Raw genomic sequence first — 24073 nt, forward strand, 5'->3', positions numbered from 1 at the left:
TACGCCACGACCCTACGATCAGGAGTACTGCTACCCCTACCCTTTAAAATTAGTATAGATTGGTTAGCGAAAGAGGTCAATTGACAAGTTCGATGTCGATAAATGGGCATTAAGGAAATCTTCCACCTTTCTCTTATACGCTTTCTGATCCATCACGAATGCTTCCCCGTGATTCGCATCATCTACTAAAAACAGTTCCGCGTCACTCTCCGTTACTTCGTACAGTTCCTTTGTCATATCTGTCGGTACAAATGTATCGGCGTTGCCGTGTATGTACAGGATTGGTATAGTTGCACGCTGTACAGCACTCAGCGCATCTGCTTCCTTCAATGAATATCCCGCTTTTGCGTTCGTCAATAAGTTCATATTATCAAGTAACGGAAATGCCGGCAAATGAAACATTCGATTTAATTGATAGGCAAAAAGCTGATAAACGGATTGATACGGACTATCTGCAATGACTGCCTTCACTTGATCGGGAAGCTTCTCACCACTTGCCATCAAAACTGTAGCGGCCCCCATTGACAACCCATGGTAGACCACTTCTGTAGCAGGATCCATATTTTCGCTAAGTAACTTCGTCCAATCAATCAAATCCAAACGATCCGGCCATCCAAAACCATAATAGTCTCCACCACTTTTTCCATGTCCTCTAGCGTTTGGCATGAAGAGATTATATCCCAGTCCTTCATAATAAAATTGACCGTACAAGCCCATCTGTTTTGCGTGTCCTAAATAACCATGTGTCAGAATCACTAATTTGTTAGTCGGCTGTTTGGCAGGCAAGTAATACCCCATTAACTCTATACCATCCCTTGACGTCATGTGCATTTCTTCAAACTCCTGTTTATCCACCCAATCTAGCCAGTCTCCATTTAAAAACACATCCATGGTTTCAGCTGATACTTTCAAGTCAGCATTGCCTGTCAGGAAGTCTTTGGGACCACGTTTGATGGCCAAGTTATAGAAGAAAAAGCTTCCTGCTATCTGGAAAATAATAAAGATAGCAACGAGTAAAACGACAACCTTTTTCCATCTTATTTTTTTCATTTCTATATCCTCGTTCTCTTTGTCTTAGTATTTACTTTTATTATACAGTGAAAACGAAGAATTCGTTAGGAGGATTTCATGAGAAAAACCCCAGTAGTTGGATAACGACTACTGGGGCGGACTTCATTCACTATTTTTACTTCTTACTTCTTACTTCTTACTTCTTACTTCTTACTTCTTACTTCTTACTTCTTACTTCTTACTTCTTCTTATTGTCTTGCTCGGTAGCCTGATCTGCTCGTTTAAACTCTTTGTCGTACAATACTTCCTGTGTCGATGAAAGACCATTATTCTTATCAGTCAATGTTTTATGTGGCTGTTTGTTTTCACTCAAGTCTAAACACTCCTTTCCGTCTAGCTGTCAGTGTTCCACGCATAGATGAAATTAAACATGAACCATTCAGTTAACGTTATTTGGTTCTTTTTCCAAAACCACGTATACTAACAGAAAAAGGGGTTGTTCACTATGAAGTTGTACATGACAGAACACGGTTTTGACACTGAAGTTGAGTTTGGTACCTTACACATTTCATCTAATGAAGAAAAAGGGTTTCGCCCCTTTCAATTGATGGTCGCGTCAATTGCTGCTTGCGGTGGTGGCGTCATGCGGAAGATTCTAGATAAAATGCGTATGCCTGCAGATGATATCACAGTGGAAGTGAAAGAAGTGATACGTTCACAGGATGATGCAAGTCGTCTGATGGAAATCCACCTCCACTTCACAGTCATTGGCTCAGATATTACAGTAGAAAAAATGCCACGAGTCATGGAACTAACAGAGAAGAATTGTTCCATGTTACAATCCGTCATGGGTTGTATACATGTTGTGAAAACCTATGAGATGAGTACAAAATAAGTTTCAATGACCGACAATGAGAGTTCTCCCATTTGTCGGTTTTTTACGTTTGCAGGTCCTTATTTTTCCATTAAAAATCCTGTATACTGAATAGAATACCTAAAGGAGGTCTACCTATATGAAGAATAAACTAGTCGGGTTGTTAGCAGTTTTATTGATTTTTTCAGCAACGCCATTTCAAGCACAGGCAGCCACACAATTTTCTGACGTAGACAAGCATTGGGCGAAGAAAGAAATTATGTATTTAGCTGACCGTAATATTATCGGCGGTTTCCCAGACGGTACCTTTAAGCCAAACGATCCCATTACACGGGCGCAGGCATCTTCTATGCTCATTAAAGCATTGAAAATTCCGTTGGTAAAGGATCCCACAATACAGTTCAAGGACGTCTCGAAAAAGTCTTCCTATTATCCAATACTCGCAACAGTAAACGAAAAAGGCATCATGCGTGGAGACAATGGTTTCATGCGTCCTGGTGAGGATACTTCACGTGCACATATGGCTGCGATCATTCGTCGTTCATTTAACATACCTGTCGACCATCAGGCAACGTTTGTAGATGTATCCCCGACACATTGGTCATTCCCCGATATTAATGGGATTGCGAAAAAGGGCATTACGGGTGGTTCTGAAGGTAAATATATGCCGGCAGATTCCGTTACACGTTCTCAGTTCGCTGCATTTTTAGTACGTGCACTGGACGACTCTATGAAGTTAAAAGATTACCATTCCTATGTAGGCGTTAAAGGAAAGACAATTGAACAAAATGGTTTTACTTATACGATCGCAACAGACAAAAACTCCACTAAGCTATTTAAAGAGAATAAAAAGGCTGGAACACGTTCAACACTTTTAGATAGCGCGACTATGCCGGATAACGGAATCAACCGAATACTGCTCATGTCCGGTTATCAAATGGTCCTATACAATGATGATCTCTTCATTCCGTATTGGAACTTGATCAATGCAGGAAATAAAATGCCTGTAGGATATAATCTGGTGAAATTGAATGTAAATGACTGGAGTTACACGATTGGTAGTATTCCAATCGATCAAAAGTTCCGTAATATGTTCATTTGGAACGATCGAATCTACTATACACTTGAAAAAAACAAGGAACGAGTTTTCGATTCCACATTCGATCCTACTACTCCAATAGATGATCCATTGACGCTGTATTCAGTAGCGATGGATGGCGAAAACAAAAAAACATTATTAAACTTTGATGCCCGTGTCATTTTTGATGAAGTAGAAGCTACTTCGAAAACCAATCAAGTAAGTCAAAACAATAAATCCGTAGCGTTCGACCTTTCTACGATGTATTACTTCAACAAAACAGGTTTGTATAAATATAATCTGTTAGATAAAAAGATCAGCAAAATTTCTACTATTCTTGCGAGGGATATGGATGTTACCGCTACACAGTTAATCGTGACGGATCAAGCAGGTAAGAAACATACACTTAAGAAATAAGAAAAATGGCATGCCTCTAACCTAGTGGCATGCCATTTTTTCTATCGGTCTATAACAAGTTTAGCAACCATTCGAATTACTAATTGTCCAATGAAAAACGGTATAGCTGTTAGCAAAATGACAATATCTCGACCAAATGGCTTGAACCATCCACCATCATCTGAGATGAAATTCATAGCCAATACTAGAGACACTATGCCGGTAAGTATATTCATAAGTAAAATATAACGAATTTTTATAGCGCAAGATAAAATACCTGTTATCACAATATATAAAACAGACACGACCAATAAATACTTTGCATCTTCTCGCTTCATATACTGGGCGAATTCATAGAAGTGAAATAAGAATGGTGCTGGAATTAGAATCATGACAAGCCATGCCATGTTCAAATATCGTCTTACCATTGCTTCATCACTCCAATTCGCTAAGGATAAAACTTGTACTGTTTATTCAACATGATTAGTAAACCTTCACATACCTGACATACCAGCAACGACTACAAAAGTAGTCCACAAAAAGCCCAGTCCAATAGCTAAAACTGCGACCGCCCTTAATGAAATAAGTAAAACGGTAAGCCAACTTTTTTCTGTAGGCCCTTCAACTTTTAACGATAGAAGAATTAATGCGGTTCCTACTATTCCGGTTACGAAAGTGAGTACAACCCCTATCCAATACCAGATCAATCCGTTACCCCAGTACGCCATACTTTGAAATAAATCACTTAGGAAAAATACACCCGCTGCGCATACAAAAGCGAGCAGTATACATACTAGTTGTTTCTTTTCTCCTTGCATAACGTGTATCCTCTTTTCATTCTACTAGATTACCGTTTATTCACGGCTTCTTCACTGTTACGTACCCTACTTTCTCCACCAATTCCTGTCCTTGCGGTGAAACCATCCATTCAATGAATTTCTCAGTATTCGGATTTTCTGTCCCTGCTGTGATGACATAAAACTCAGATGCAATTGGATAATCATCATTATGGATTGTTTCTTTCGTCGGCTTGACGCCGTCGATTGCGAGCAGTTTAATCTCATCATTTCCTACCATTTCCGTTGAGTAATAGCGGAATGTATAGCCAATGGCATTTTTATAATTTCGATACTTTGAGACTTCTGAAATTATACCACCCATTCCTTCGGGCACATTCTCTTTTGGAGCATCCATGATCGGAATATTCCCCATCAGTCGTTCCAAACCTGTCTGACTACCACTGTCCGCTGGTCGTTGGAATGCGCGAATCGACTCGTTTTTACCTCCTACCTCTTTCCAATTGGTGATTTTCCCCGCATAGATATCTTGAATTTGTTTTAATTCTAGATTATCAATAGGGTTTTTTTGATTAACAAAAAAGACAAATGCTTCTCGACCAATCGGTGTTAATTTCAACTCAAGACCTAGTTGCTCCGCTACTTTCATTTGGGCGTCTGAAGGTCCTGCTGCAAAAATTATATCTACCTCGCCAGAAAACAGATTTTCATAAGCGATAGGTGTTGTATTGACCATTACTTCACTATCATACGGATTGTATTCTTTACTTGGATAGACTGCTTGAACAAAAGCTGCATACAGTGGATATAGCGCGGTAGCGCCGTCAATTCTCGGTAAATCATCCTTCAGTTCGAGTGTAGCCGCCTCGTCAAGCACGGCAAGCTTTGATTCCTGTCCAATCGTAAACGGTTCATAATCACGCACTTCCACTTCGGCATCCACTGTTGCAATACTTTCCTTGTATATATGCATTATCGGCCAAACTGCCGCCCCTAGTAGAACTACCCCTGCAATAATGCCGAACAATCGCTTTCGTTGCTGCGTGTTAAAGAAATGAAAGATCATCATGACGATCCACACATATAAAATGATCATTGCACTTAGCGCTAATGGTATATAGTGGATCCATCCCATTAGCAATAAATACAATAATCCAATTCCCGTGAAAAATAGTAACGCTATTAATAAAAGTACCGCAAATGCTATGGGTGCAACCATACGCGTTCCTCCCTTTTCATTTTCCGCTCAATTCCTCCAACCGGTGACGTGCCTCGTCTTCATCAAATGAACTGTACCAACGATAATGCTCCTCATCTAAAATACGGAAATGCTGACTAATTACATTTTGCTGTAAACGAAAAATTCCTTTTGCCTCCAATTCGCGCCACCACACTTTACCACCCATCGATTGATCCTTTCGGCGGTCAATACCGTCATGCGCAATAGTTTCCAGTACTTCTAACGGATCACCACCGACGGTAGCTTGCAATACGTCACTATCGCGAAATAAAGCACAGACAGCTATAACGGCTGTCCAACTGGCCATGGCTCTTGCTTTTTCAATTTGAATCAACGTCTTTTTAGAAAGTCCTAGTACATCCGCCATTTTTTGTTGGGAATATTCTTTCTCTAATCGAATCACCCGTAACTTCAATGAAATCAGTTCTATTAATTGTTGTTGATTCACTAGATCACCTCATAGTTACATTTCATATTAATTGGTGTAATATTACACCAATGTCATTAAGTAATCAAGGCATTTTCAAAACTTTCCGTTAACCATACAACTATCGATTCTTTCTCAAAATTATGATACGATTTATTGACTTTGTGATTTAGAAAAAGAAACGAGGATTCTTATGAAACAGCGTGAACAATGGACATCCAAGATTGGCTTTGTTTTAGCAGCTGCTGGCAGTGCCATCGGCCTAGGTGCAATCTGGAAGTTCCCTTATATGGCCGGAACGAACGGTGGCAGCGTGTTTGTGCTGTTATTTATTATTTGTACATTATTGATTGGTTTGCCAATTTTATTGGCTGAGTTTGTCATTGGCCGTAGAGGACAGGCAGATGCAGTGACTTCTTTGAAAAAATTATCATTGGGACGCAAGTGGGGATGGGTTGGATGGATGGGACTTGCCTCTTCTTTCATCATCTTATCTTTTTATAGTGTCGTCGGCGGATGGATTTTATCGTATTTAGCGCGTGCCTTTACGTTTACACTAGGTGGGCTGGATTATGGAGAGCTATTCAATACGACGATTGCGAATCCATGGGAAGTATTATTGGCACAAGCGTTATTTATGGCGTTAACGATCTTTATCGTTCAAAGCGGGATTCGCGGAGGGATTGAACGGGCCAGCCGCTGGATCATGCCTTTATTATTCTTGTCATTCATTGTATTAGCCATTCGTTCGCTGACACTAGACGGCGCGATGGAAGGTGTGCGTTTCCTATTCGTACCGGATTGGAGTTATTTTAACGGAACTACTTTTCTAGTTGCGTTAGGACAGGCATTCTTCTCACTAAGTGTCGGTGTGACCGCGATGATGACTTACGCATCCTACCTTTCGAAAGAAGAGAAGCTCGGACAGTCCGCGTTTAATGTCTCTATGCTGAACATAGGGATTTCAATCCTAGCGGGACTTGTCATTTTCCCGGCAGTTTTCGCGTTAGGACATTCACCGGAAGCGGGGCCAGGACTAATTTTCGTTATCCTGCCAGCTATTTTCAATGAAATTCCATTTGGCAGCGTATTTTTAATTATTTTCTTTTTCTTGATGCTATTTGCTACATTGACTTCTGCTATAGCGATGCTCGAAATCGTTGTTTCTACAGGCATCCGTAAAAAGCATGATAGAAGAAAGCGCGCTTCGTGGGTGTTTGGCGGATTAATCTTTTTGGTCGGAATTCCTAGTGCATTATCATTCGGTTTATTATCCGGCATTAGTATTTTCGGCAACTCTATTTTCGATTTTGCGGATATACTGACGAGTAGAATTGCAATGCCACTCGGAGCATTGGCTGTGTCTTTATTTGCCGGCTTTGTACTGACGAAAGAAGATACAGCAGAGGAGTTAAGGATGCACCCAGCTCTTCACTCTTTGTGGAAAGTAATTGTACGCTATTTCGCACCTATTGCAATCATTGTCATTTTCTTTACTTGGATTTTAGGCATGTAAAAAGCACGCCGGGGATTTTCTCCGGCGTGCTTTTTATTTTTAATAGGGAAAGCGTTTGGAATCTGTAAATGACAAGTACTGATTTCTTACTTAGTAAGTCCAGGTTCCACTGCATAATGTACATTACTATTTCTCAATGTATCATGAAGATCTCCAAATCGAGAAAGAAATGCTAGTTGGCTCACCGCGGGTCCACAAGAAGAGCGTCCGCCTGGAACGTCGAGCAACTATGCCTTCCCGTTACCTTACTTTTCCACTAGATATGTTTCATAAGCGTTTTTACTACTTGCGTCAATCCCGCCAAATCGTCTTCTGTAAAGCGATCTAATTCAGGGCTATCGATGTCGAGTACACCAAATACTTCTCCATCTTTAATCAGCGGTACAACAACTTCGGAACGGGATGCTACGTCGCATGCGATATGGCCTGGGAACGCATTAACGTCTGGTACAACTAAGCCTTCTTTCGTCTTCGCAACTGTTCCGCAAACACCTCTGCCGAGCGGAATACGGATACATGCCGGTAATCCCTGGAATGGTCCGAGCACGAGCTCATCGCCGTCCATCAAGTAAAAACCTACCCAATTGATGCGGTCGAAGAATTGATTGAGTAACGCGGATGCGTTGCTTAAGTTTGCGTAGACGTTCGGCTCTCCCGACATGAGTGCATCCAACTGTGTGATTAGTTGTGCGTACTTCTCTTGTAAGTCATTGGAATAATCAATGGGTGTATACATACTAATTCCCTACTTTCTGTGACAGTTCTTATGTTAATCATACACAGAATAATAGAATTGGAAAAGTAAACGAACTCCATTCGTTGTTTTAAATCAATCTAATTTCACCCTTAGCACCTCACCGGTCACGGCATCAATTTTGATTTCATACTTCTGTCCTTCTACTGTGCGAATATCCACTTCATATATCAACATGCCGTCATCAAGTTCCAGTTCTGATTTCACCACTTCACCCGGTACTCTTTGTCGTGCGATTTCATTTGCCTGCTCCATTGAAATCCTGCGATATTGCGGATGTTGCCAGTGATTCATCCAGTACTCACTTTGCTGATTCAATATATGACCCCTCCCATTTCCTTCTACGCTGTTAATCTATGTGAAGGAGAGGAAAGATGCTACACAGCCAAGCATGTCGTTTACGAAAGAAAAACGGATTATTTCCAAGGAAATAATCCGTTTTTGTCAGGCAGTTTGTGCTGGAACTTTCTTTTCTTTATAACGCATCCAAATAATGAGCGGAATAAGTAGTAACGAAATATACGTTCCAAGAAAACTTAACATGGAAAAACCGAAAAATGCCATGACAATTCCTGATGCAAGTCCACCTACTGTCCCCGCCAGTGCGACAAACACGTCAATGCTTCCTTGGATCTTCGCACGACTTAACACGTCAGTTGAATCGATAACAATAGCTGTTCCGCTGATTAATCCAAAGTTCCAGCCAACCCCCAGCAATATGAGCGATACGGACATCCAGAATATCGATTCGCCCGCTACATAGGCTGCAAGAATACCTGCTAGCGCAAGTGTCATCCCGGACGCAATTACCATAATCGGTCGTCCAATACGGTCTACTAATACACCAGTAAAAATGGATGGTACATACATACCTGCGATATGTAAACCGATGACTAAACCAATTCCTGATATGGAAGCGCCGTGATGCTGCATATGGACAGGGGTCATTGTCATAATAGCAACCATGACGCCATGCGATAGTACAAGAACAATGCTACCCACCCAAATTCCCATCCTCTTGACCGTATGTTGACGAGCAACACGTCCTTCATCAGACTCTCCACGTTCTTTTTGTTCCGCCAATTCAATCTCACGTGCAACGAGTAAAGGATCCGGTCGTAAAAACAGTAAGAATGTCAGCCCGGATAATACGTAGGCGACCCCTGCTAGTAGAAATACACCCGTTAACGAAGGTATACCGATGAAATCTGCTACATATCCCATTGGCAAGACGAGATTGGGTCCGGCTACCGCACCAATTGTGGTTGAAACAAGAGCGACACTAACCGCAGTAGCCCGTTGCTTTTCATTCGCTAGATCTGTTCCGGCATAGCGGGCTTGTAGATTGGAGGATGTACCTGCTCCATAGATAAACAGAAAAAGGAATAACACAGCAAGACTTCCGGTCATCACGGCTAAAATCACACCGAACGCACCTACACCACCGGTAATAAAGCCTGCGCCAAGGCCGAGGCGACGACCATAACGTTGGGACAACCTACCGACAAGATAGGCTGAGAATGCTGAACCAAAAGTAGATAGCGCAATGGGCATACCGGCTAAGCTTTCGTTCCCTGTCATATCTTGAATTAATAGCGCCCCTACTGTAATTCCAGCTGCAAGTCCGGCACCACTAAATATTTGGGAAATGATCACGACAAGTAAAGAGCGCTTATACAATTGCTTCTGCGCTTCTTTTGATTTTGTATAGAATGAATAATCTTGCCGTTTTGACATGAAATTCCCCACCTTTTCTATTACCGTACAATAGATCTATATGTTAATGAACTTTTACACTTTATTTATCTTATCACATATTAACAAATGGAAAGAGGGGCCTTTTCCATACGCAAAAACAAGCAATCCCGAATTTCCATGACTGCTCGTTTCCTTAAAAGTATGGCGTTTTATACTATCAGTCAACTAGTGTTTTTTTACGCAAAAGAAAAGACTATCCAAAAGATAGTCTACCTTCACTTATTTCATTAGCTCTTTATATCTCTTTAAGCATTCCTCATACGCTTCTTGTATAGTTGCAGCCTGGATGATATCTTGGCCAATTGTAGCAAAGCGGGCTACAGAGTGTTCGTATTGTGGGTCGTAGTAGTGAGTCAACAACTGTTCTACGGCTTCTGTGAACCGCCCGCTCTCCAGGTCCTCCTGAATTTGTACTGCAATTGGTTGATAGATGCGTTTGCGAATTCTTGTAAAAGCTTCTAGAAACAGATCTGGTTGTTTTTCCGGTTCGTACACGGAAAGGATTTCTTTGACACGTACTTCGAACGGTAGTTGAATAATCCATTGAGGGCTTTGTCCTTTTTTCTCAAACAGTAGTTCCGGCATATGTACTTGTCCTATGCGTTTGCTTTCGCCTTCTATGAAAATATATGGCTCATTTTCATACCTCTCTAGTTTATTTGCAAGTAGCAATTCGAATTTCTTCTGGTTGTTCGGCTCGACACCGATTTGTCCAAATATCGAACCTCTATGTCCCGCCATACCTTCTAGATCAATGACCGGATAGCCGTCTTCCATCAGCTTATGAAGAATCTTCGTCTTGCCACTTCCTGTATACCCGTTTAGTACAAGCAATTTAGGTTTGATCGTTTCTTGCAGTCGTGCAATAACCCGCTGGCGATATGTATGAATCCCGCCACTGATTCGGCTTGAGCGGATTCCCATCAATTCCAGTACGGTCGCTGCCGTTTTACTTCGCATGCCGCCACGCCAACAAAACACAGTGATTGGTGTGTCTATTTTCCTGAACTCTGCAATGAATTCGGGTAATTTTTTAGAGAAAATAACTAGACCATGATCCATTGCTGCTTGTTTTCCTACTTGCTTATATAGCATACCCACTTCCGCACGTTCTTCATTCGTGAAAATCGGAATGTTCATACTGCCCGGAATAGTTGCTTCCTTAAACTCTTTCGGAGAGCGTACATCGACTAATGTATGTGAATGCTTTTCCTGTAACTCGAGCGCTTCCGTCAATGTAATGTCCCGTACCATGTAATTTCCCATCTCCTTGATTTACTGAACGATAATTCGACCATTATGTTCATCAGTTACTTCTCCAATAATATGCGCATCGACTCCCGCTTCACGCAGATGCTCTTGCAAACGATCCGCTTCATCTCCAGCAACTGCTACAAGCAAACCGCCAGAAGTTACTGCGTCACATAAAATCCATCTGCCAACTTGATCCAATGATTCCGGATATTCAACCATATCCTCTATATGTGCAAAGTTATTTTTCGTACCGCCTGGAACCGAACCCGCTTCTGCAAGTGTTCGTGTACGAGGTAAAACAGGAACTTTGTCGTTATCAATTCGCAAGCACACGCCACTACCTGTTGCCATTTCGGAGGCATGTCCAAGCAAGCCGAAGCCTGTTACGTCTGTTGAAGCATGAATGTTGTAATCATCCATCACTTCAGCCGCCGTTTTATTGAGTGTGGTCATCACTTTTGTCACGTCAATTTCTTCTTCTTTAGACAATAATCCGTTTTTTAACGAAGTGGTCATGATACCTACGCCAATCGGTTTTGTCAGTATCAAACGATCGCCAGGTTCTGCTCCTGCATTCGTACGGATCTTGTCAGGATGTACCGTTCCAGTTACTTGCATACCAAACTTTGGTTCCTGATCATCAATGGAGTGGCCACCGACAAGAACGGCACCAGCTTCTTTCAATTTGTCAGCAGCTCCCCGCAAGATCTCCGTCAAGATACTGCGGTCAAGTGTATGTATCGGGAATGCGACGATGTTCAATGCTGTAATGGGTTTACCGCCCATTGCATAGACATCGCTGATTGCATTCGCCGCCGCCACTTGTCCAAAGTCATATGGATCATTGACAATGGGTGTGAAGAAATCTAGTGTCTGCACGATGGCAGTCGTATCATTTATCTTATATACACCTGCGTCGTCGCCTGTATCCAATCCTACCAGCAAATTAGGATCAGTGAGACCGGGAGGCAATGTGCGAAGAACTTCAGCTAAATCAGCAGGTCCAATTTTACAACCACAGCCTCCTTTTGAAGATAATGAAGTGAGTTTTACAGAAGACTTTTGCATTGTGGATATCAACCTTTCAATTTGTAGTCCCTATATTTTACCATAGAGTTTGCATTCTAGATCTGTTGGGCACTTAAAATTTTACTGAAGGATGAAAAAAAGACTACGCTTTTAGGCATAGTCTTACATGTTACAAAGCTATTATTTTACGTATAGTACATACCAATGGCCCTCTTTTTTCTCGATAGATTCCCCAATCCAACCTTCTTTCAGCAATTTTTGTTGCTGTTCAGTGTTCCCCATTAGAACGAATTTTTGCTGTGAAGTGGTTTTAGGAAAAGGCTTTTGCAAATCCATGAATAAAATATAACGAAGTTTATTGCCATATTTAACTTTGAGTCCTTTAATTCGTAAACCAAGTGAAAATTTATCTTTCAAGCTCGGAATATTAAATGGTGCAACAGTTGTACAAATATAGCGGTAGCGGTCTCTCTCTACATGTTCCATCAGCCATTTACCTAATGTCGTTTGCAGTCCATGCCCTCTATAGTCTGGATCCACACCTGAAATCTCCGAGTATAGCACACTGGATAATTCGTTTTGTAATACCCCAACATCGATTCCCAAATGCTCATCGTCTTCACCAGGATCCAACATGGCACGAAACGCGACGAGACGATCGTCTACGAAAGCCCCCACCATCATGCCGTTGCCACGTAGAATATACTCAAACTCTTCATGTGTAAGCGGTTGAAGAAATTCAGGCTGCTCGAGAACCGCTATGATCCGCTCTTGTAACGCTAGAACTTTCGGTAGCTGGTCTTCTGTTAGCAATGAAAGGGATGCTTGCAATGTCATAATGTCACCTTTTCTCTACGCACTGTTAATTCTTCTAGCGTTTGCTCATCTACATCGATACCCAGTCCAGGTTTTTCATTGAGTTTAATAAACGGTACTTCATAGTGCAGATTACCGACGTCTTTACTGAATTTCAACGGCCCAGTTAGTTCTACACTCGTCATCGCTTTTTGTGAGAAAGCTACATGGAATCCTGCCGCAGATCCAATAGACGACTCCACCATTGATCCAACCTGGCATTCAATGCCGGCCATCTCAGCCATATGTGCAAGCTTCATTGCAGGATACATACCTCCACATTTCATGAGCTTGATATTCACTTTATCCGCTGCACGCTTTGCGATGATTTCACGCATTTCGCGCACTCCACGCAATCCCTCATCTGCCATTAGAGGTGTTGCGATTTTCGATTTGATTTCTACCATTGCATCGATGTCATCTGCTTTTACTGGCTGCTCGAGCCAATCCAGATCACAGCACTCCAATTGTTTCATCGCCTGCAATGTCGTCGCACTGTTGACCCAACCTTGGTTAACGTCTACTCGAATTGCAATTTCTTTACCCACGCGTTCGCGCACAGCTTGAATTCGCTTGACGTCTTCCGCTGCGTTGATACCGACTTTCATCTTTAATGAACTATAACCCGCTGCCACACGGTCAGCAGCCTCTTGTGCCATATGTTCGGGTGAAGCGATACTTAGAACATGTGTAATCGGAAAACTCTCATGATAACGTCCACCAAGTAAATTGTAGGCAGGGATACCATATGCCTTCCCTACTGCGTCAAAGCAAGCAATGTCTAGCGCCGCTTTCGCCGTAGGCACACCGTAAATCGCCTGATCCATCAGTTCATGAATTTTCCCAAAGCAACTTGGATTTTCACCAAGTAAAACGGGAGCGAGTGTATGACGTAGTACGGCAAATGTACCTTCCCAGCTTTCCCCCGTGACATGGTCATCCGCTACCGCTTCACCGTAACCTACATAACCTGTATCTGTTGTTAATTTCACAATAATAGATGGCATGTCAGCATAAGATGCATAGCTAATTACAAAGGGTTCATAGAGCGGTAATCGAATCGCAAAAATTTCTATTTCAGTTATTTTCATTATTTTTCTTCCTTTCCTATTGGCAGCTTTTCATCTGTGTTGTATGATTGTCGTTAAATAGTCGTTAATAAAAAGAGGGGATCCCATTATGAAGGTTACCATTGCATTGATCGGCTCACAAGAATTTTGTCGGCAAGCAAGGAGTATTGTATTACCACATAATATGCGTATTGATTGCTATCAATACGACAGGCCGTCCGATGCTCCTCGGCTACTAAAGACAATGAAGCCTTGTCATGCCATTTTGTTCTCTGGCTCCCTGCCTTATGAAGCGTCCAAACAAGTTCTACAGACCATCTCAATTCCAGCATTCCATGTCCAACAAAATGAACATACAATCGCCGTCACTTTATTATACCTTGCTTCAGAAAAAAATATGGCGATTCATGATATTTCTATAGATATAAAAGAGCTAACACATATTGAACAGATTTTACAGGATCTCGGTCCTCTTTCTTCCGTTCAGAAGCCCGCTATACATGAATTACAAGCCAATACGGATTTACAAGCGGTTGTGAATTTTCATATGGATCATGTTAAAAGCGGGAAGTCGAAATTAGCAGTAACTAGTGTGCATGCCGTATACGATCAATTACAAGCGGCAGGCATCCCATCATTCCGGATGCTGGATCCCACAAGCAATATTTTACGTGCAATGGAACATGCAGTCCAACAAGCAGATTTTGCAAGAAGTGAAGCAACTAAAATCGCTGTAGGAGTACTACAAGTTCACCGACCTGAGAAACTTCCGCAGGACACTATTGAAAAGTTAGCGAACTACTTGCAGGCGCAGTGGAAAGAAAAAGAGGGCAACTTCTTTTTCTACACTACTCTAGGCACTATAGAATTTGTTTTCGCTTTAAAAGCCTTCGTCCAGTTCTGTGAATCGCTTCAATCAGCATCCACATTGTCTTTTGGATTAGGACTCACAACCCTGGAGGCCAGCGACAATGCGATGAGCGCACTGCAACTCAGCAAACAAGCGGACGACATAGGAGTCTTTATGCTAGATGAATATAAGAAACTTCATGGTCCTATGCCTGCTATAAAACCGGCAGTTGCGATGAGGTTGGACGACCCAAATTTGCTTAAGATCAGTGAAAAGACGACATTGAGCCCTGCAGTCATTTCTAAGCTAACGCTGTTTGATGAATTTAGACAATCCACACCATTCACTGCTAATGATTTAGCTGGATATTTAGCTGTCTCTAGAAGAACCGCTGAACGAACAATTAAAAAACTAATGGATCAACAATTTGTCGTTTCAGTTGGTGAAGAAATGACCTACAGCCAAGGCAGACCACGCGCATTGTACAAAATGAAGCTTACCATCTAGTAAAAAAGCAAAGCCGTTAATAACTCGGCTTTGCTTTTTAATTATTCAAGTTGCGCTTCGAGTTCCAACTTCGCTTCTTGCCCACTCATTTCCACAATTTCCTCAGATGTCATTTTGACAACAGAAAAACCAGTTAAAGCATAGAGAATCGAAATGAGAGGAACAGCGAAATTTAGAATAGCGTACGGGCCGTATTCTACTACACTTACACCAAGCGTACCGAATATAAACACACCACAAGTATTCCAAGGAATAAATACGGATGTCAGTGTTCCACCGTCTTCCAGTGCACGCGACAGGTTCTTCGAGTTCAAACCCATATCCTTATATGTTTTACTAAACATTCTAGAAGGTACAACAATCGAAACGTATTGTTCAGAACAAGTTGCATTGGTCATGACACACGCACCGATCGTTGAAATAATTAATGTAGATGTAGACTTCACGACTTTCAGCAATTGCTTCATAATGGCCCGCAACATACCTGAATACTCAAGAATACCACCGAAAGTCATGGCCACAATAGTCATAGAGACGGTATACATCATACTATCAAGACCACCGCCATTAAATAGTTTATCTACTAGCTGATTGCCCGTCTCGATTGCAAAACCACTTTGCAGAGCACCGAGCGCATCTGCAAATGTCCCCGACTGAAGCGTTACATGTGATAAAAAACCCATTATAATCCCGATAATCAATGCCGGTACTGCAGGAATCTTCATGGCAACCATCACAATGACTGCCAAAGGAACTAGCAATAACCAGGGTGAGATAACGAAGCTCTCTTGCATAACCTGGGATGTGTTGGCAATCGATGTTAATTCAGATTCACCTGACCCGAATCTTCTTCCGAGGAATGTGAATACCCCAAGAGCAATTATTAATCCAGGAATCGTCGTATACAACATATGCTTAATATGATCAAATAAATCCGTTCCAGTAAGTCCTGCGGCTAAATTGGTTGTATCGGATAACGGTGACATCTTGTCTCCAAAGTATGCGCCAGAAATGACAGCCCCTGCTACCATTCCGGCTGGAATCCCCATACTGAGTCCAATACCCATCCCAGCTACACCTATCGTAGCCATTGTCGACCATGAGCTACCTATTGCCAATGAAACGATTGCACAAATCAGCGCAATGGCTACTAGGAACCAAGAGGGTGTAATGATTTTCAATCCGTAGAAGATCATTGTGGCAACTATCCCTCCGCCCATCCACGAGCCAATAACCAAACCGACAAGCATAATGATGACGACTGCTGGAAGGGCCAAACGAATTCCTTTGTACATCATTTCCTCAATTTCTTTCCACGAGAAACCATGACGCCAGGCTACGAGTGACGCAATGGCAGTCCCTACAATTAGCGGCATGTGCGGTCCCTCTTTAAGCTTAACTACAGTTATGATCATAACCAGTATCATTAAGACTAACGGTAGAATAGACCACCAGAACCCAATTTCTCTTTTTTTCCTCTGATCCACTACGCAACCCTCCATTCAAATTCAGCCAATTAGGATATGTCGTTATATAGTCGGTTAATCTATTTTATACATTTTCTAAATTATTTGTCAATATAAATATGTAAGCGTTTACTATGTTTTTTCCTATTGACTAGTCTGTCCCTATGAGAGAGCTGTTTTGTTAATATGTACATTTACCAACCACTACAAATTAACATCTTTCCGAAGTAGTGGAAACAATGGCCAAAGTAGTTTATAAACCTAGGCAACGGGAATAATACAAAGTACTTTCATGAATGGGGGCACACTGCCAGTGACAAATACTAACCAAAGAATAGATACGATAAAGTGCGTAACAGAATACGATACACTGCGCCGAGTCATATTATGCCAGCCGGAATTTATGGCGATTGATGAAGTCATTAACGAAGTACAAAAAAAGTATGAAGATGATAATATTGATATACAACGTGCAATGAGTCAGCACGCAGAATTTGAAAAACTCTTGAAGGAAAACGGAGTGGAAGTCATCACGCTTCCTCCTTCTGAAAAATACCCCGAGCAAGTTTTCACACGAGATATTGGCTTCACAATCGGCAATGACGTATTCATAGCCGACTTGGCTGCAAATATTCGAAAAGGTGAAGAAATCACACTAAAAGAATGGCTGATTGCACATGACATCCCCTATCAGTCCGCCACCGATCGAATGGAAGGCGGCGACATTATCGTTGACAGGGATACCATCTACATCGGCATCAGTAGTCGTACGTCCAGGGAAGCTGTAAATAAACTGGAGGAAAAGCTTCCTGATTATCAACTCAAGCGGATTCCATTTGACGGGCAGTACTTACATCTCGACTGCGTTTTTAATATTCTTTCACCCGAAAAAGCGCTCGTATTTCCAGCGGCATTTGATCAGGAAACACTGCATCAACTGGCCGATTCGTATGAACTGATTGAAGTGGCCGAAGATGAACAGTTTTCGCTTGGTACCAATGTTCTTTCAATTGGTAACAACAAAGTATTCAGCCTTCCACAAAATAAACAAGTGAATAAAAACTTACGCGCACATGGGTTTGAGGTCATTGAAGTCGACTTCTCGGAAATTATCAAATCCGGCGGCTCTTTTAGATGTTGCTCAATGCCCGTAGAACGCGGATAATACAAAAGACCGAAGCATAAACGCACAATGCAGCGTTTATACTTCGGTCTTTTTCTATTCAAGAATTTCTATATAGGTTCCACGTTCACTTTCAATCTCAGGAAGATTCAACTCAATCGATTCGGGTATGACCAAGTGAATCATCATGGCTGCCGACACTGAGCCAGAGGAATAGCCATGCGTTTTTTCACCGGTGAACTGATTCAATATATTTGAATCATGATAAAATGTATACTGAATATTATTCCGAGGCTGTTTAGGAACAGTCATCCAATTGTTTTCCCAAATTGGTAATGCAATTTCGAGCTGATCCGTAAAGTCATAATACACATCATCCCCATCACCATCACCGATATTTGCCAATAACTCAGGGGTGTAGACGGTTTCCCCGACCATATTACTGTTATCGGATGTACGTTCAATCAACATATAAGCACCAGTGAAGGGGGATATCGATAGTTCATCTTTCACCTCATGTGACCGCTTCGCTAGAACGAGATGTTCAGGAATCGTGGCCCTTTCTACAATCGCAGATTGCAAATCAAATTCAATATCTTTATCCGTTACTTTTGGTGGAATATGAGATTCTACCTTACGCTCCATAAATTCCGCCACGACAACGCCGAGTAACAATAACACAAGATAACCTACAATAATATGGCGATGAAATGATTTCTTCAATCGTGTACGTTTCATGTTTTTCGTAAATATCACAATAGGAACCAGACCAAGAAGTAGGACTATCGGTATCAACACCATAAAAAACATCATGGATTTCTCACCTCCAAACGATTTGTCACAAAGAGGCTGATACCAAACAGTACAGCAACCGATACTACTACTTTCAAAACAAATACCAGAATAGATGTCTCTCCGTAGTAAAAGTACAATACGCCATCACCTTCGCCAACTGACAAACTGATACCGAACGTGAAATACACAAACCAGATTAATCCAAACAAGGCAATGAACAACTTGCTAAACTGTATTAAAGTTCCAAGTAAATACCCAATCATCATAAGCAGCAATGTGTACGCGGTCATTACGAGAATCCGGGAGAAGAAATCAAGCGGCGACGACAGAAGGCCTGTCGTTTCTATAATGACATTATCGCCAAACAGCGCAACAATCTTCATGACCGACCCGATCAACACGGTCGTTACACCCCCAAGTAATGACGCTGTGCAAATGAAATAAAAGTTTGCCAGCTGAAAGGTCAGACGATTCGTCACGAATGAAAAGGATTCATTACGCTGTGCAGCCGATGTCAGCAAGAATCCAACAATGAGTGCCCAGAATAATGTCAAGCCTACCTGACTATCATTTGATATGGACGTGTAGTTAACAGAAATCATCTCTTCCCATTCGTTCATGGATGAGGACCCCGCTCCACTTATAAATATAGTCCCAATAATCTGTAGCACTATCAGCGTAGTAAATACCGCGCCATTGGTACTCAATTTAAATAAATACTGACGCTTCGCCAGTTCATTGACGCTCCATTGCGTTGAAAACATCGTCTACACCTCCCGTCGCCTGGCCCGTCATCGCCAAGTACGCTTGGCTTGCAGAAACCGACGATACGCGGATGCCCGCCTGCTTCAACTCTTCCACTTCCGCTTCGGTATACTGATTGTCAACAATCCATTCCGTCATTGGCCCCGCGTTTGCACGATGAACAACCGCATAGCGAATCGCATAGGATTTCAGCACACTCTCTCGCGCTTGAAGTGACAGGAATTTTTCCTGCAGTTCAGTTATCGGTCCATGAAACGAGATGCTCTTGCCGTCAATCACCAAAATATCCTCCAGCAAATCCTCCATTTCTTCCATGTGATGACTCGACAACAAAATAGTGCGGGGATAAGCGATATAATCTTTCAGCAGCGCCCTGTAAAAATCCCTACGCGCCCCAGCATCCATTCCTGTAATTGGCTCATCAAACATCGTGAGTGGACAACGTGTGGCAATACCAATAATTGCATTGAATGTACTACGCTTCCCTTTTGACAGTACGCGATGATTCAGCGACAGCGGTAATTTAAAGTATTCAAGCAGACGCACAGCTAGATCTTGATTCCAATTTTCATAGAAGCGATCACATTCTGTTAGCAAATCATCCAATGTTAGTGCATCCGGGAAGCCCATCATATCGTCAATGAACATCATGTTGGCGGAAACCTTGAGACTATTAAAGGGATGCTCACCAAACACACGAAGTTCTCCATCCGACTCTTTTATGAATCCCGCAATCATCTTCATCAACGTCGTCTTTCCCACACCATTACGTCCTACCAATCCCGTAATGACATTCTTACGGATTTCTAAATTCAACTGGTCCAGTATTGTAATAGATCGATAACTTTTTGACACGTTTTTCAACGTAATTGCTGACATTATGACCTCTCCTTTCGCCCTGCCTGGATTAATTTAATTAGCTGATCTTCTTCCAGCCCAAGTAATACCGCTTCATTAAGCAGCTCCTGCACCAGACGACTTAACCTACCGCCTTTACGCTTCGTCAGCAGTTTCTCACGTGCGTCAGCTGTTACAAATGTGCCAAGGCCACGTTTTTTATAAATAAGTTCCGCATCTAGTAAAATCGTCAGTCCCTTCCCGGCAGTCGCAGGATTGATATTGAAAAGATCTGCCAATTGATACTGCGAGTACACTTTATCGTCCGCTTGTAACGTACCATCAATAATTTCTGTCTCTAACCATTCTGCAATTTGTATATAAATCGGCTTTTCTCCATCCATCTCAAGCAAGAATTTCACCACCTCAAGGTTACCTAGCACATTACTGTTGTAATGTACTATACGCATTTTCATAACATAATGCAAATAACTAATCATATAAAAATTATGGTGAATCGATGAATAAAATCGTCACTAATTACACACCCTAGGTAACTACACTGTATGTAAGGAGCCGATAAAATGAATACAGTTAAGGATTTTCCTATTCAGCAAAACAGATTAATCAATGCAGGCTTTCTATTGGCTTGCTTATGTTTATTAGATGCCATTTTCACGGATTATGGTTTGCGGTTTGGTCTTATAGAAGAAGCCAATTTGCTAGTATCATTTTTATATGAACAAAGTATTCCTTTGTTCTACGTAGTAAAACTAGGGTTACCTTTACTGCTTTTATATATCGTAACGGTTAGTTCGTCAGGAATCGTCGTCCGTATTTCTTTGACCACTGCATTATTTATTTATATTGCAGTATTATTCATGCATATCTTTTGGTTAATCATGGTCGCAATCTGACATGCGCTATAATCATCCCTTCTATAAATCGCATTTATTGTATACTACATGTATAAACACGCGGAAAGTAGGGATTTTTATTGAACAGTGAACCTTCATTGCGGACGCTATCTATTGGGATGCCGCGTATAGTGCAATCTACTACTGGTGGAGAATTTTCCAGTGCTATTTGTAAACAGTCTGTCGAAGAAGCATTTCTTTCTGTAGATGGTTTTCAAGGAGACGGGATTGCGGATACGAAACATCATGGCGGTCCTGACCGAGCGGTCTGTGTCTATCCGAGTGAGCACTATACTTTCTGGGAAAAGAAATTTTCCTGCACGTTGCCCTCTTCTACTTTCGGAGAAAATCTGACAGTGGATGGAATGCTTGAGAAAGATATATGTATTGGAGATGTGTTTGCAGTGGGAGACGCAGTTATTCAAGTAACACAAGGTCGAGTCCCTTGCAGCACAATTAGTAAGCGAACTGGCTTACCCGATTTGATGATAGGAATGGTCAACACTGGATTCACAGGCTATTTATGCCGTGTGGTGGAAGAAGGAATTGTTCGTTCAGATTCAACAATTACTTCGCTTCAACAAGATCCAAACCAAGTTTCCATTCTTTATGCAAATGAAGTGTATTTTCAGCGTCCTAAAGACGTGGAAGGATTGAAACGAATTCTGGGAGTCGATGCACTGGCTGAAGAGTGGCGGGGCATGCTGATGAAACGGCTGGAGAAGCTAGGGAATATCTAAATAAAAGAACTGACGCTACGATAATAAAAAATCGTTGGTCAGTTCTTTTTTATACGAGCTGTTTCACTAATTCACGATTTCGTTCCTTGAAGAGTTCATTATGAGAAGATACCATACCATTTTCATTTGCTTCGGGGTCGATATAGATTTTGGCGCAGTTCACAGCATTCGCTGCATCCTGAAATGCCCCTGCTATTAAATGTAGTTTGCCTTTGTGGCTCAGTACATCCCCTGCCGCATACATCCCTTCTATAGACGTAGCACTTGTGCACGTTCCGGCAATCTGTTTATGTTCCGTTAGTTCAACACCCAATTGCTGATCACCAATTAACGAAGTATCACGCTCGTAACCGTGATTAATAATTACTTCATCTACAGCTATCGTGGTAACTGTTTCTTCTTCATTGTGTCGTAGCTCCACTCTCTCAATTGAGCTATGATCTTCAGATGCAATGAATCGAGATATATTTGTATTAAAGTGACAGACCACACCACTCTCTAAGAGTTGTCGCACTTGCGCTTCATGGCCGTTTAAATTCTCTTTTCGATAAGTTAGGTACACTTTTTTAGCGATGGGTTGCAGTTCATTGGCCCAGTCGACTGCCGCGTTGCCACCGCCTGAAATCAGGACAGTCTTTCCTTTGAAACGTCCCAAAGATTTTACCGTATAGTTTAAATTTGACACTTCAAAGCGTTCTGCGCCTTCCACTTCAATCTTCTGTGGATTCAAAATACCTGTACCTGTTGCGAGTATTACGGTTTTGCTGTAATGAACGATACCTGACGAGCCATGTAATGCAAAGTACTTGTCAGCTATCTTTTCAATCTTCGCAATTTTCTCATTGAGCACGACTTCCGGATCAAAGGTTAACCCTTGGGTCACAAGCCGTTCAATCACTTGTGCTCCCGGTGCAGGTGTCATGCCGCCAATATCCCAAATCATCTTTTCTGGATAGACATGGATCTTTCCTCCAAGCTGCTGCTGGTATTCAATGATTTTCGTCTTCATTTCACGCAATCCACTATAAAAAGCAGCATATAACCCCGCAGGTCCTCCGCCGATAATCGTTACGTCCAGTAGCTGATCTTGTTCCATTCCATCTTCTCCCTTACAAATAATTATTGACATCGCTTGCATTTCAATTTATAGTTTTCATTGTACCGATATTGATAATCATTATCAATGATTACTTAGTAGGAAAGGTTTGATTTCACGAAATGGTTCGCTTGTATACAGAAAATCTACAAGTTTCATATGATGATCACCTGATCGTTAATGGGTTATCGGTTCAAATACCCGACAAGAAAGTGACTGCTATTATCGGAGCAAACGGGTGTGGCAAATCCACATTTCTAAAAGCTGTCACGCGCTTAATTCCGCATCAATCAGGAGAAGTGATAGTAGATGGCAGAAATATTATTAAACAAAGGACGAAGCAGCTCGCGCAAACGATGGCTATTCTTCCACAGACACAGGAAGCTGCCAGTGGTTTAACAGTTGGTGAATTGGTATCCTACGGTAGATTTCCTTACCAGAATGCAATGGGACGTTTGACAGCGCATGATATGGATGTTATCAATTGGGCGCTTGAAGTCACCAATACGACTGCTTTCAAATATCGCCAAGTTGATGCATTATCCGGTGGTCAACGCCAGCGTGTTTGGATTGCGATGGCACTTGCCCAGGAAACAGATATTATCTTCCTGGATGAGCCGACTACCTATTTGGATATGGCACATCAATTAGAGGTGCTAGAGCTATTGCAAAGGCTCAACGAAGAGCAACAACGCACCATCGTCATGGTACTTCATGATTTGAACCAAGCAGCACGTTTTGCCGATTTCATCATTGCGATGAAAGATGGGGAAATTGTACGCGCGGGTATGTGCGAGGAAGTAATACGGCCAGATATACTGCGAGAAGTATTTCGAATTGACGCCGAAATTGGAACGGATCCAAGAACGGGCAAACCGTTATGTATCACATATGATCTACTAAAAGGAGACGAATAAC

At 41.9% G+C, this 24073-nt stretch carries 27 protein-coding genes; 8 read left to right on the forward strand and 19 right to left on the reverse strand.

The features are described from left to right. Window positions 1–63: 63 nt before the first annotated feature. Both CSV60_RS02005 and CSV60_RS02010 read right to left on the reverse strand, forming a co-directional pair. On the reverse strand, window positions 64–1050 hold the full coding sequence (locus CSV60_RS02005; RefSeq protein WP_199175226.1) for an alpha/beta hydrolase: 987 nt from the start codon (window positions 1048–1050) through the stop codon (window positions 64–66). 199 nt (window positions 1051–1249) lie between these two features. Further along, on the reverse strand, window positions 1250–1384 hold the full coding sequence (locus tag CSV60_RS02010; RefSeq protein WP_099635831.1) for a YfhE family protein: 135 nt from the start codon (window positions 1382–1384) through the stop codon (window positions 1250–1252). Between the two features lie 132 nt (window positions 1385–1516). On the opposite strand from CSV60_RS02010, the gene CSV60_RS02015 reads away from it, so the two are divergent. Further along, window positions 1517–1906, forward strand: a complete 390-nt coding sequence (locus tag CSV60_RS02015) for an OsmC family protein (RefSeq protein ID WP_099635832.1) — start codon at window positions 1517–1519, stop codon at window positions 1904–1906. A gap of 118 nt (window positions 1907–2024) precedes the next feature. Further along, on the forward strand, window positions 2025–3380 hold the full coding sequence (locus tag CSV60_RS02020) for an S-layer homology domain-containing protein (protein ID WP_099635833.1): 1356 nt from the start codon (window positions 2025–2027) through the stop codon (window positions 3378–3380). A 41-nt stretch (window positions 3381–3421) separates the two neighbouring features. Here CSV60_RS02020 and CSV60_RS02025 read toward each other — a convergent pair whose 3' ends face one another. The 4 genes from CSV60_RS02025 to CSV60_RS02040 all read right to left on the reverse strand — a co-directional run bounded on the left by CSV60_RS02025 (window position 3422) and on the right by CSV60_RS02040 (window position 5844). Continuing rightward, window positions 3422–3787: a hypothetical protein gene (locus CSV60_RS02025; protein ID WP_099635834.1), complete on the reverse strand. Its 366-nt coding sequence runs from the start codon at window positions 3785–3787 to the stop codon at window positions 3422–3424. A gap of 66 nt (window positions 3788–3853) precedes the next feature. Then, entirely contained in the window at window positions 3854–4177 is a 324-nt protein-coding gene (locus CSV60_RS02030; RefSeq protein ID WP_099630424.1) for a hypothetical protein, read from the reverse strand. A 40-nt stretch (window positions 4178–4217) separates the two neighbouring features. Next, window positions 4218–5375, reverse strand: coding sequence for a PstS family phosphate ABC transporter substrate-binding protein (locus CSV60_RS02035; protein ID WP_099635835.1), 1158 nt, complete (start codon window positions 5373–5375; stop codon window positions 4218–4220). A gap of 16 nt (window positions 5376–5391) precedes the next feature. Then, entirely contained in the window at window positions 5392–5844 is a 453-nt protein-coding gene (locus tag CSV60_RS02040; protein WP_099635836.1) for a helix-turn-helix transcriptional regulator, read from the reverse strand. 172 nt (window positions 5845–6016) lie between these two features. On the opposite strand from CSV60_RS02040, the gene CSV60_RS02045 reads away from it, so the two are divergent. After that, complete coding sequence (locus CSV60_RS02045; protein ID WP_099635837.1) at window positions 6017–7339, forward strand: sodium-dependent transporter; 1323 nt, start codon at window positions 6017–6019, stop codon at window positions 7337–7339. 256 nt (window positions 7340–7595) lie between these two features. Here the strand turns inward: CSV60_RS02045 and CSV60_RS02050 are convergent, their stop codons facing one another. From CSV60_RS02050 to CSV60_RS02080, 7 genes are all read right to left on the reverse strand, one after another. Further along, window positions 7596–8075 carry a GAF domain-containing protein gene (locus CSV60_RS02050; protein ID WP_099630420.1) on the reverse strand — a complete coding sequence of 160 codons (480 nt, stop codon included), beginning with the start codon at window positions 8073–8075 and terminating at the stop codon, window positions 7596–7598. A 93-nt stretch (window positions 8076–8168) separates the two neighbouring features. Continuing rightward, the gene (locus CSV60_RS02055) at window positions 8169–8411 is read right to left on the reverse strand and encodes a PepSY domain-containing protein (protein ID WP_199171348.1); all 243 of its coding nucleotides are present in this window, start codon (window positions 8409–8411) and stop codon (window positions 8169–8171) included. Window positions 8412–8537: 126 nt separating this feature from the next. Next, a complete protein-coding gene (locus CSV60_RS02060) occupies window positions 8538–9830 on the reverse strand; it encodes an MFS transporter (RefSeq protein WP_099630419.1) in 1293 nt (430 codons plus the stop codon). A gap of 240 nt (window positions 9831–10070) precedes the next feature. Beyond that, window positions 10071–11105 (reverse strand): tRNA 2-selenouridine(34) synthase MnmH, encoded by a 1035-nt coding sequence (gene mnmH, locus CSV60_RS02065; protein ID WP_099635838.1) that lies wholly within the window; start codon window positions 11103–11105, stop codon window positions 10071–10073. Between the two features lie 21 nt (window positions 11106–11126). Beyond that, window positions 11127–12173, reverse strand: coding sequence for a selenide, water dikinase SelD (gene selD, locus CSV60_RS02070; protein WP_099630417.1), 1047 nt, complete (start codon window positions 12171–12173; stop codon window positions 11127–11129). Between the two features lie 141 nt (window positions 12174–12314). Continuing rightward, window positions 12315–12971: a GNAT family N-acetyltransferase gene (locus CSV60_RS02075; RefSeq protein WP_099635839.1), complete on the reverse strand. Its 657-nt coding sequence runs from the start codon at window positions 12969–12971 to the stop codon at window positions 12315–12317. After that, entirely contained in the window at window positions 12968–14080 is a 1113-nt protein-coding gene (locus CSV60_RS02080) for a mandelate racemase/muconate lactonizing enzyme family protein (protein WP_099630415.1), read from the reverse strand. The genes CSV60_RS02075 and CSV60_RS02080 overlap by 4 nt, the downstream gene beginning before the upstream one ends. Before the next feature lie 88 nt (window positions 14081–14168). On the opposite strand from CSV60_RS02080, the gene CSV60_RS02085 reads away from it, so the two are divergent. After that, a complete protein-coding gene (locus CSV60_RS02085; protein ID WP_099630414.1) occupies window positions 14169–15416 on the forward strand; it encodes an HTH domain-containing protein in 1248 nt (415 codons plus the stop codon). A gap of 41 nt (window positions 15417–15457) precedes the next feature. Here the strand turns inward: CSV60_RS02085 and nhaC are convergent, their stop codons facing one another. After that, window positions 15458–16843, reverse strand: coding sequence for a Na+/H+ antiporter NhaC (gene nhaC / locus CSV60_RS02090; protein ID WP_369823563.1), 1386 nt, complete (start codon window positions 16841–16843; stop codon window positions 15458–15460). Window positions 16844–17195: 352 nt separating this feature from the next. Here nhaC and CSV60_RS02095 point away from each other — a divergent pair, with 352 nt between their 5' ends. Further along, complete coding sequence (locus CSV60_RS02095; protein ID WP_233189507.1) at window positions 17196–18047, forward strand: dimethylarginine dimethylaminohydrolase family protein; 852 nt, start codon at window positions 17196–17198, stop codon at window positions 18045–18047. A gap of 54 nt (window positions 18048–18101) precedes the next feature. Here CSV60_RS02095 and CSV60_RS02100 read toward each other — a convergent pair whose 3' ends face one another. Genes CSV60_RS02100 through CSV60_RS02115 form a run of 4 tightly spaced genes read right to left on the reverse strand, consistent with a single transcriptional unit; the run spans window position 18102 to window position 20806 of the window. Next, window positions 18102–18818, reverse strand: a complete 717-nt coding sequence (locus CSV60_RS02100; RefSeq protein ID WP_099635841.1) for a hypothetical protein — start codon at window positions 18816–18818, stop codon at window positions 18102–18104. Next, window positions 18815–19564 carry a hypothetical protein gene (locus CSV60_RS02105; RefSeq protein WP_099635842.1) on the reverse strand — a complete coding sequence of 250 codons (750 nt, stop codon included), beginning with the start codon at window positions 19562–19564 and terminating at the stop codon, window positions 18815–18817. Before CSV60_RS02105 ends, CSV60_RS02100 begins: the two co-directional genes overlap by 4 nt. Beyond that, window positions 19536–20444, reverse strand: a complete 909-nt coding sequence (locus tag CSV60_RS02110) for an ATP-binding cassette domain-containing protein (protein ID WP_233189508.1) — start codon at window positions 20442–20444, stop codon at window positions 19536–19538. The genes CSV60_RS02105 and CSV60_RS02110 overlap by 29 nt, the downstream gene beginning before the upstream one ends. Continuing rightward, complete coding sequence (locus tag CSV60_RS02115; protein WP_233189522.1) at window positions 20444–20806, reverse strand: GntR family transcriptional regulator; 363 nt, start codon at window positions 20804–20806, stop codon at window positions 20444–20446. Before CSV60_RS02115 ends, CSV60_RS02110 begins: the two co-directional genes overlap by 1 nt. Before the next feature lie 180 nt (window positions 20807–20986). Here CSV60_RS02115 and CSV60_RS02120 point away from each other — a divergent pair, with 180 nt between their 5' ends. Then, on the forward strand, window positions 20987–21319 hold the full coding sequence (locus tag CSV60_RS02120) for a DUF5658 family protein (RefSeq protein WP_099630408.1): 333 nt from the start codon (window positions 20987–20989) through the stop codon (window positions 21317–21319). A 119-nt stretch (window positions 21320–21438) separates the two neighbouring features. Next, window positions 21439–22059 (forward strand): MOSC domain-containing protein, encoded by a 621-nt coding sequence (locus CSV60_RS02125; protein WP_099635903.1) that lies wholly within the window; start codon window positions 21439–21441, stop codon window positions 22057–22059. 49 nt (window positions 22060–22108) lie between these two features. On the opposite strand, the gene CSV60_RS02130 is transcribed toward CSV60_RS02125, so the two are convergent. Beyond that, window positions 22109–23155 carry an NAD(P)/FAD-dependent oxidoreductase gene (locus tag CSV60_RS02130; protein WP_099635843.1) on the reverse strand — a complete coding sequence of 349 codons (1047 nt, stop codon included), beginning with the start codon at window positions 23153–23155 and terminating at the stop codon, window positions 22109–22111. Between the two features lie 122 nt (window positions 23156–23277). Between CSV60_RS02130 and CSV60_RS02135 the strand changes: the two genes are divergently transcribed. Then, the gene (locus CSV60_RS02135) at window positions 23278–24072 is read left to right on the forward strand and encodes an ABC transporter ATP-binding protein (RefSeq protein WP_099630406.1); all 795 of its coding nucleotides are present in this window, start codon (window positions 23278–23280) and stop codon (window positions 24070–24072) included. Window position 24073 lies beyond the last annotated feature (1 nt).

It is taken from the genome of Sporosarcina sp. P7, assembly GCF_002743425.1.
Taxonomy (GTDB): Bacteria; Bacillota; Bacilli; order Bacillales_A; family Planococcaceae; genus Sporosarcina.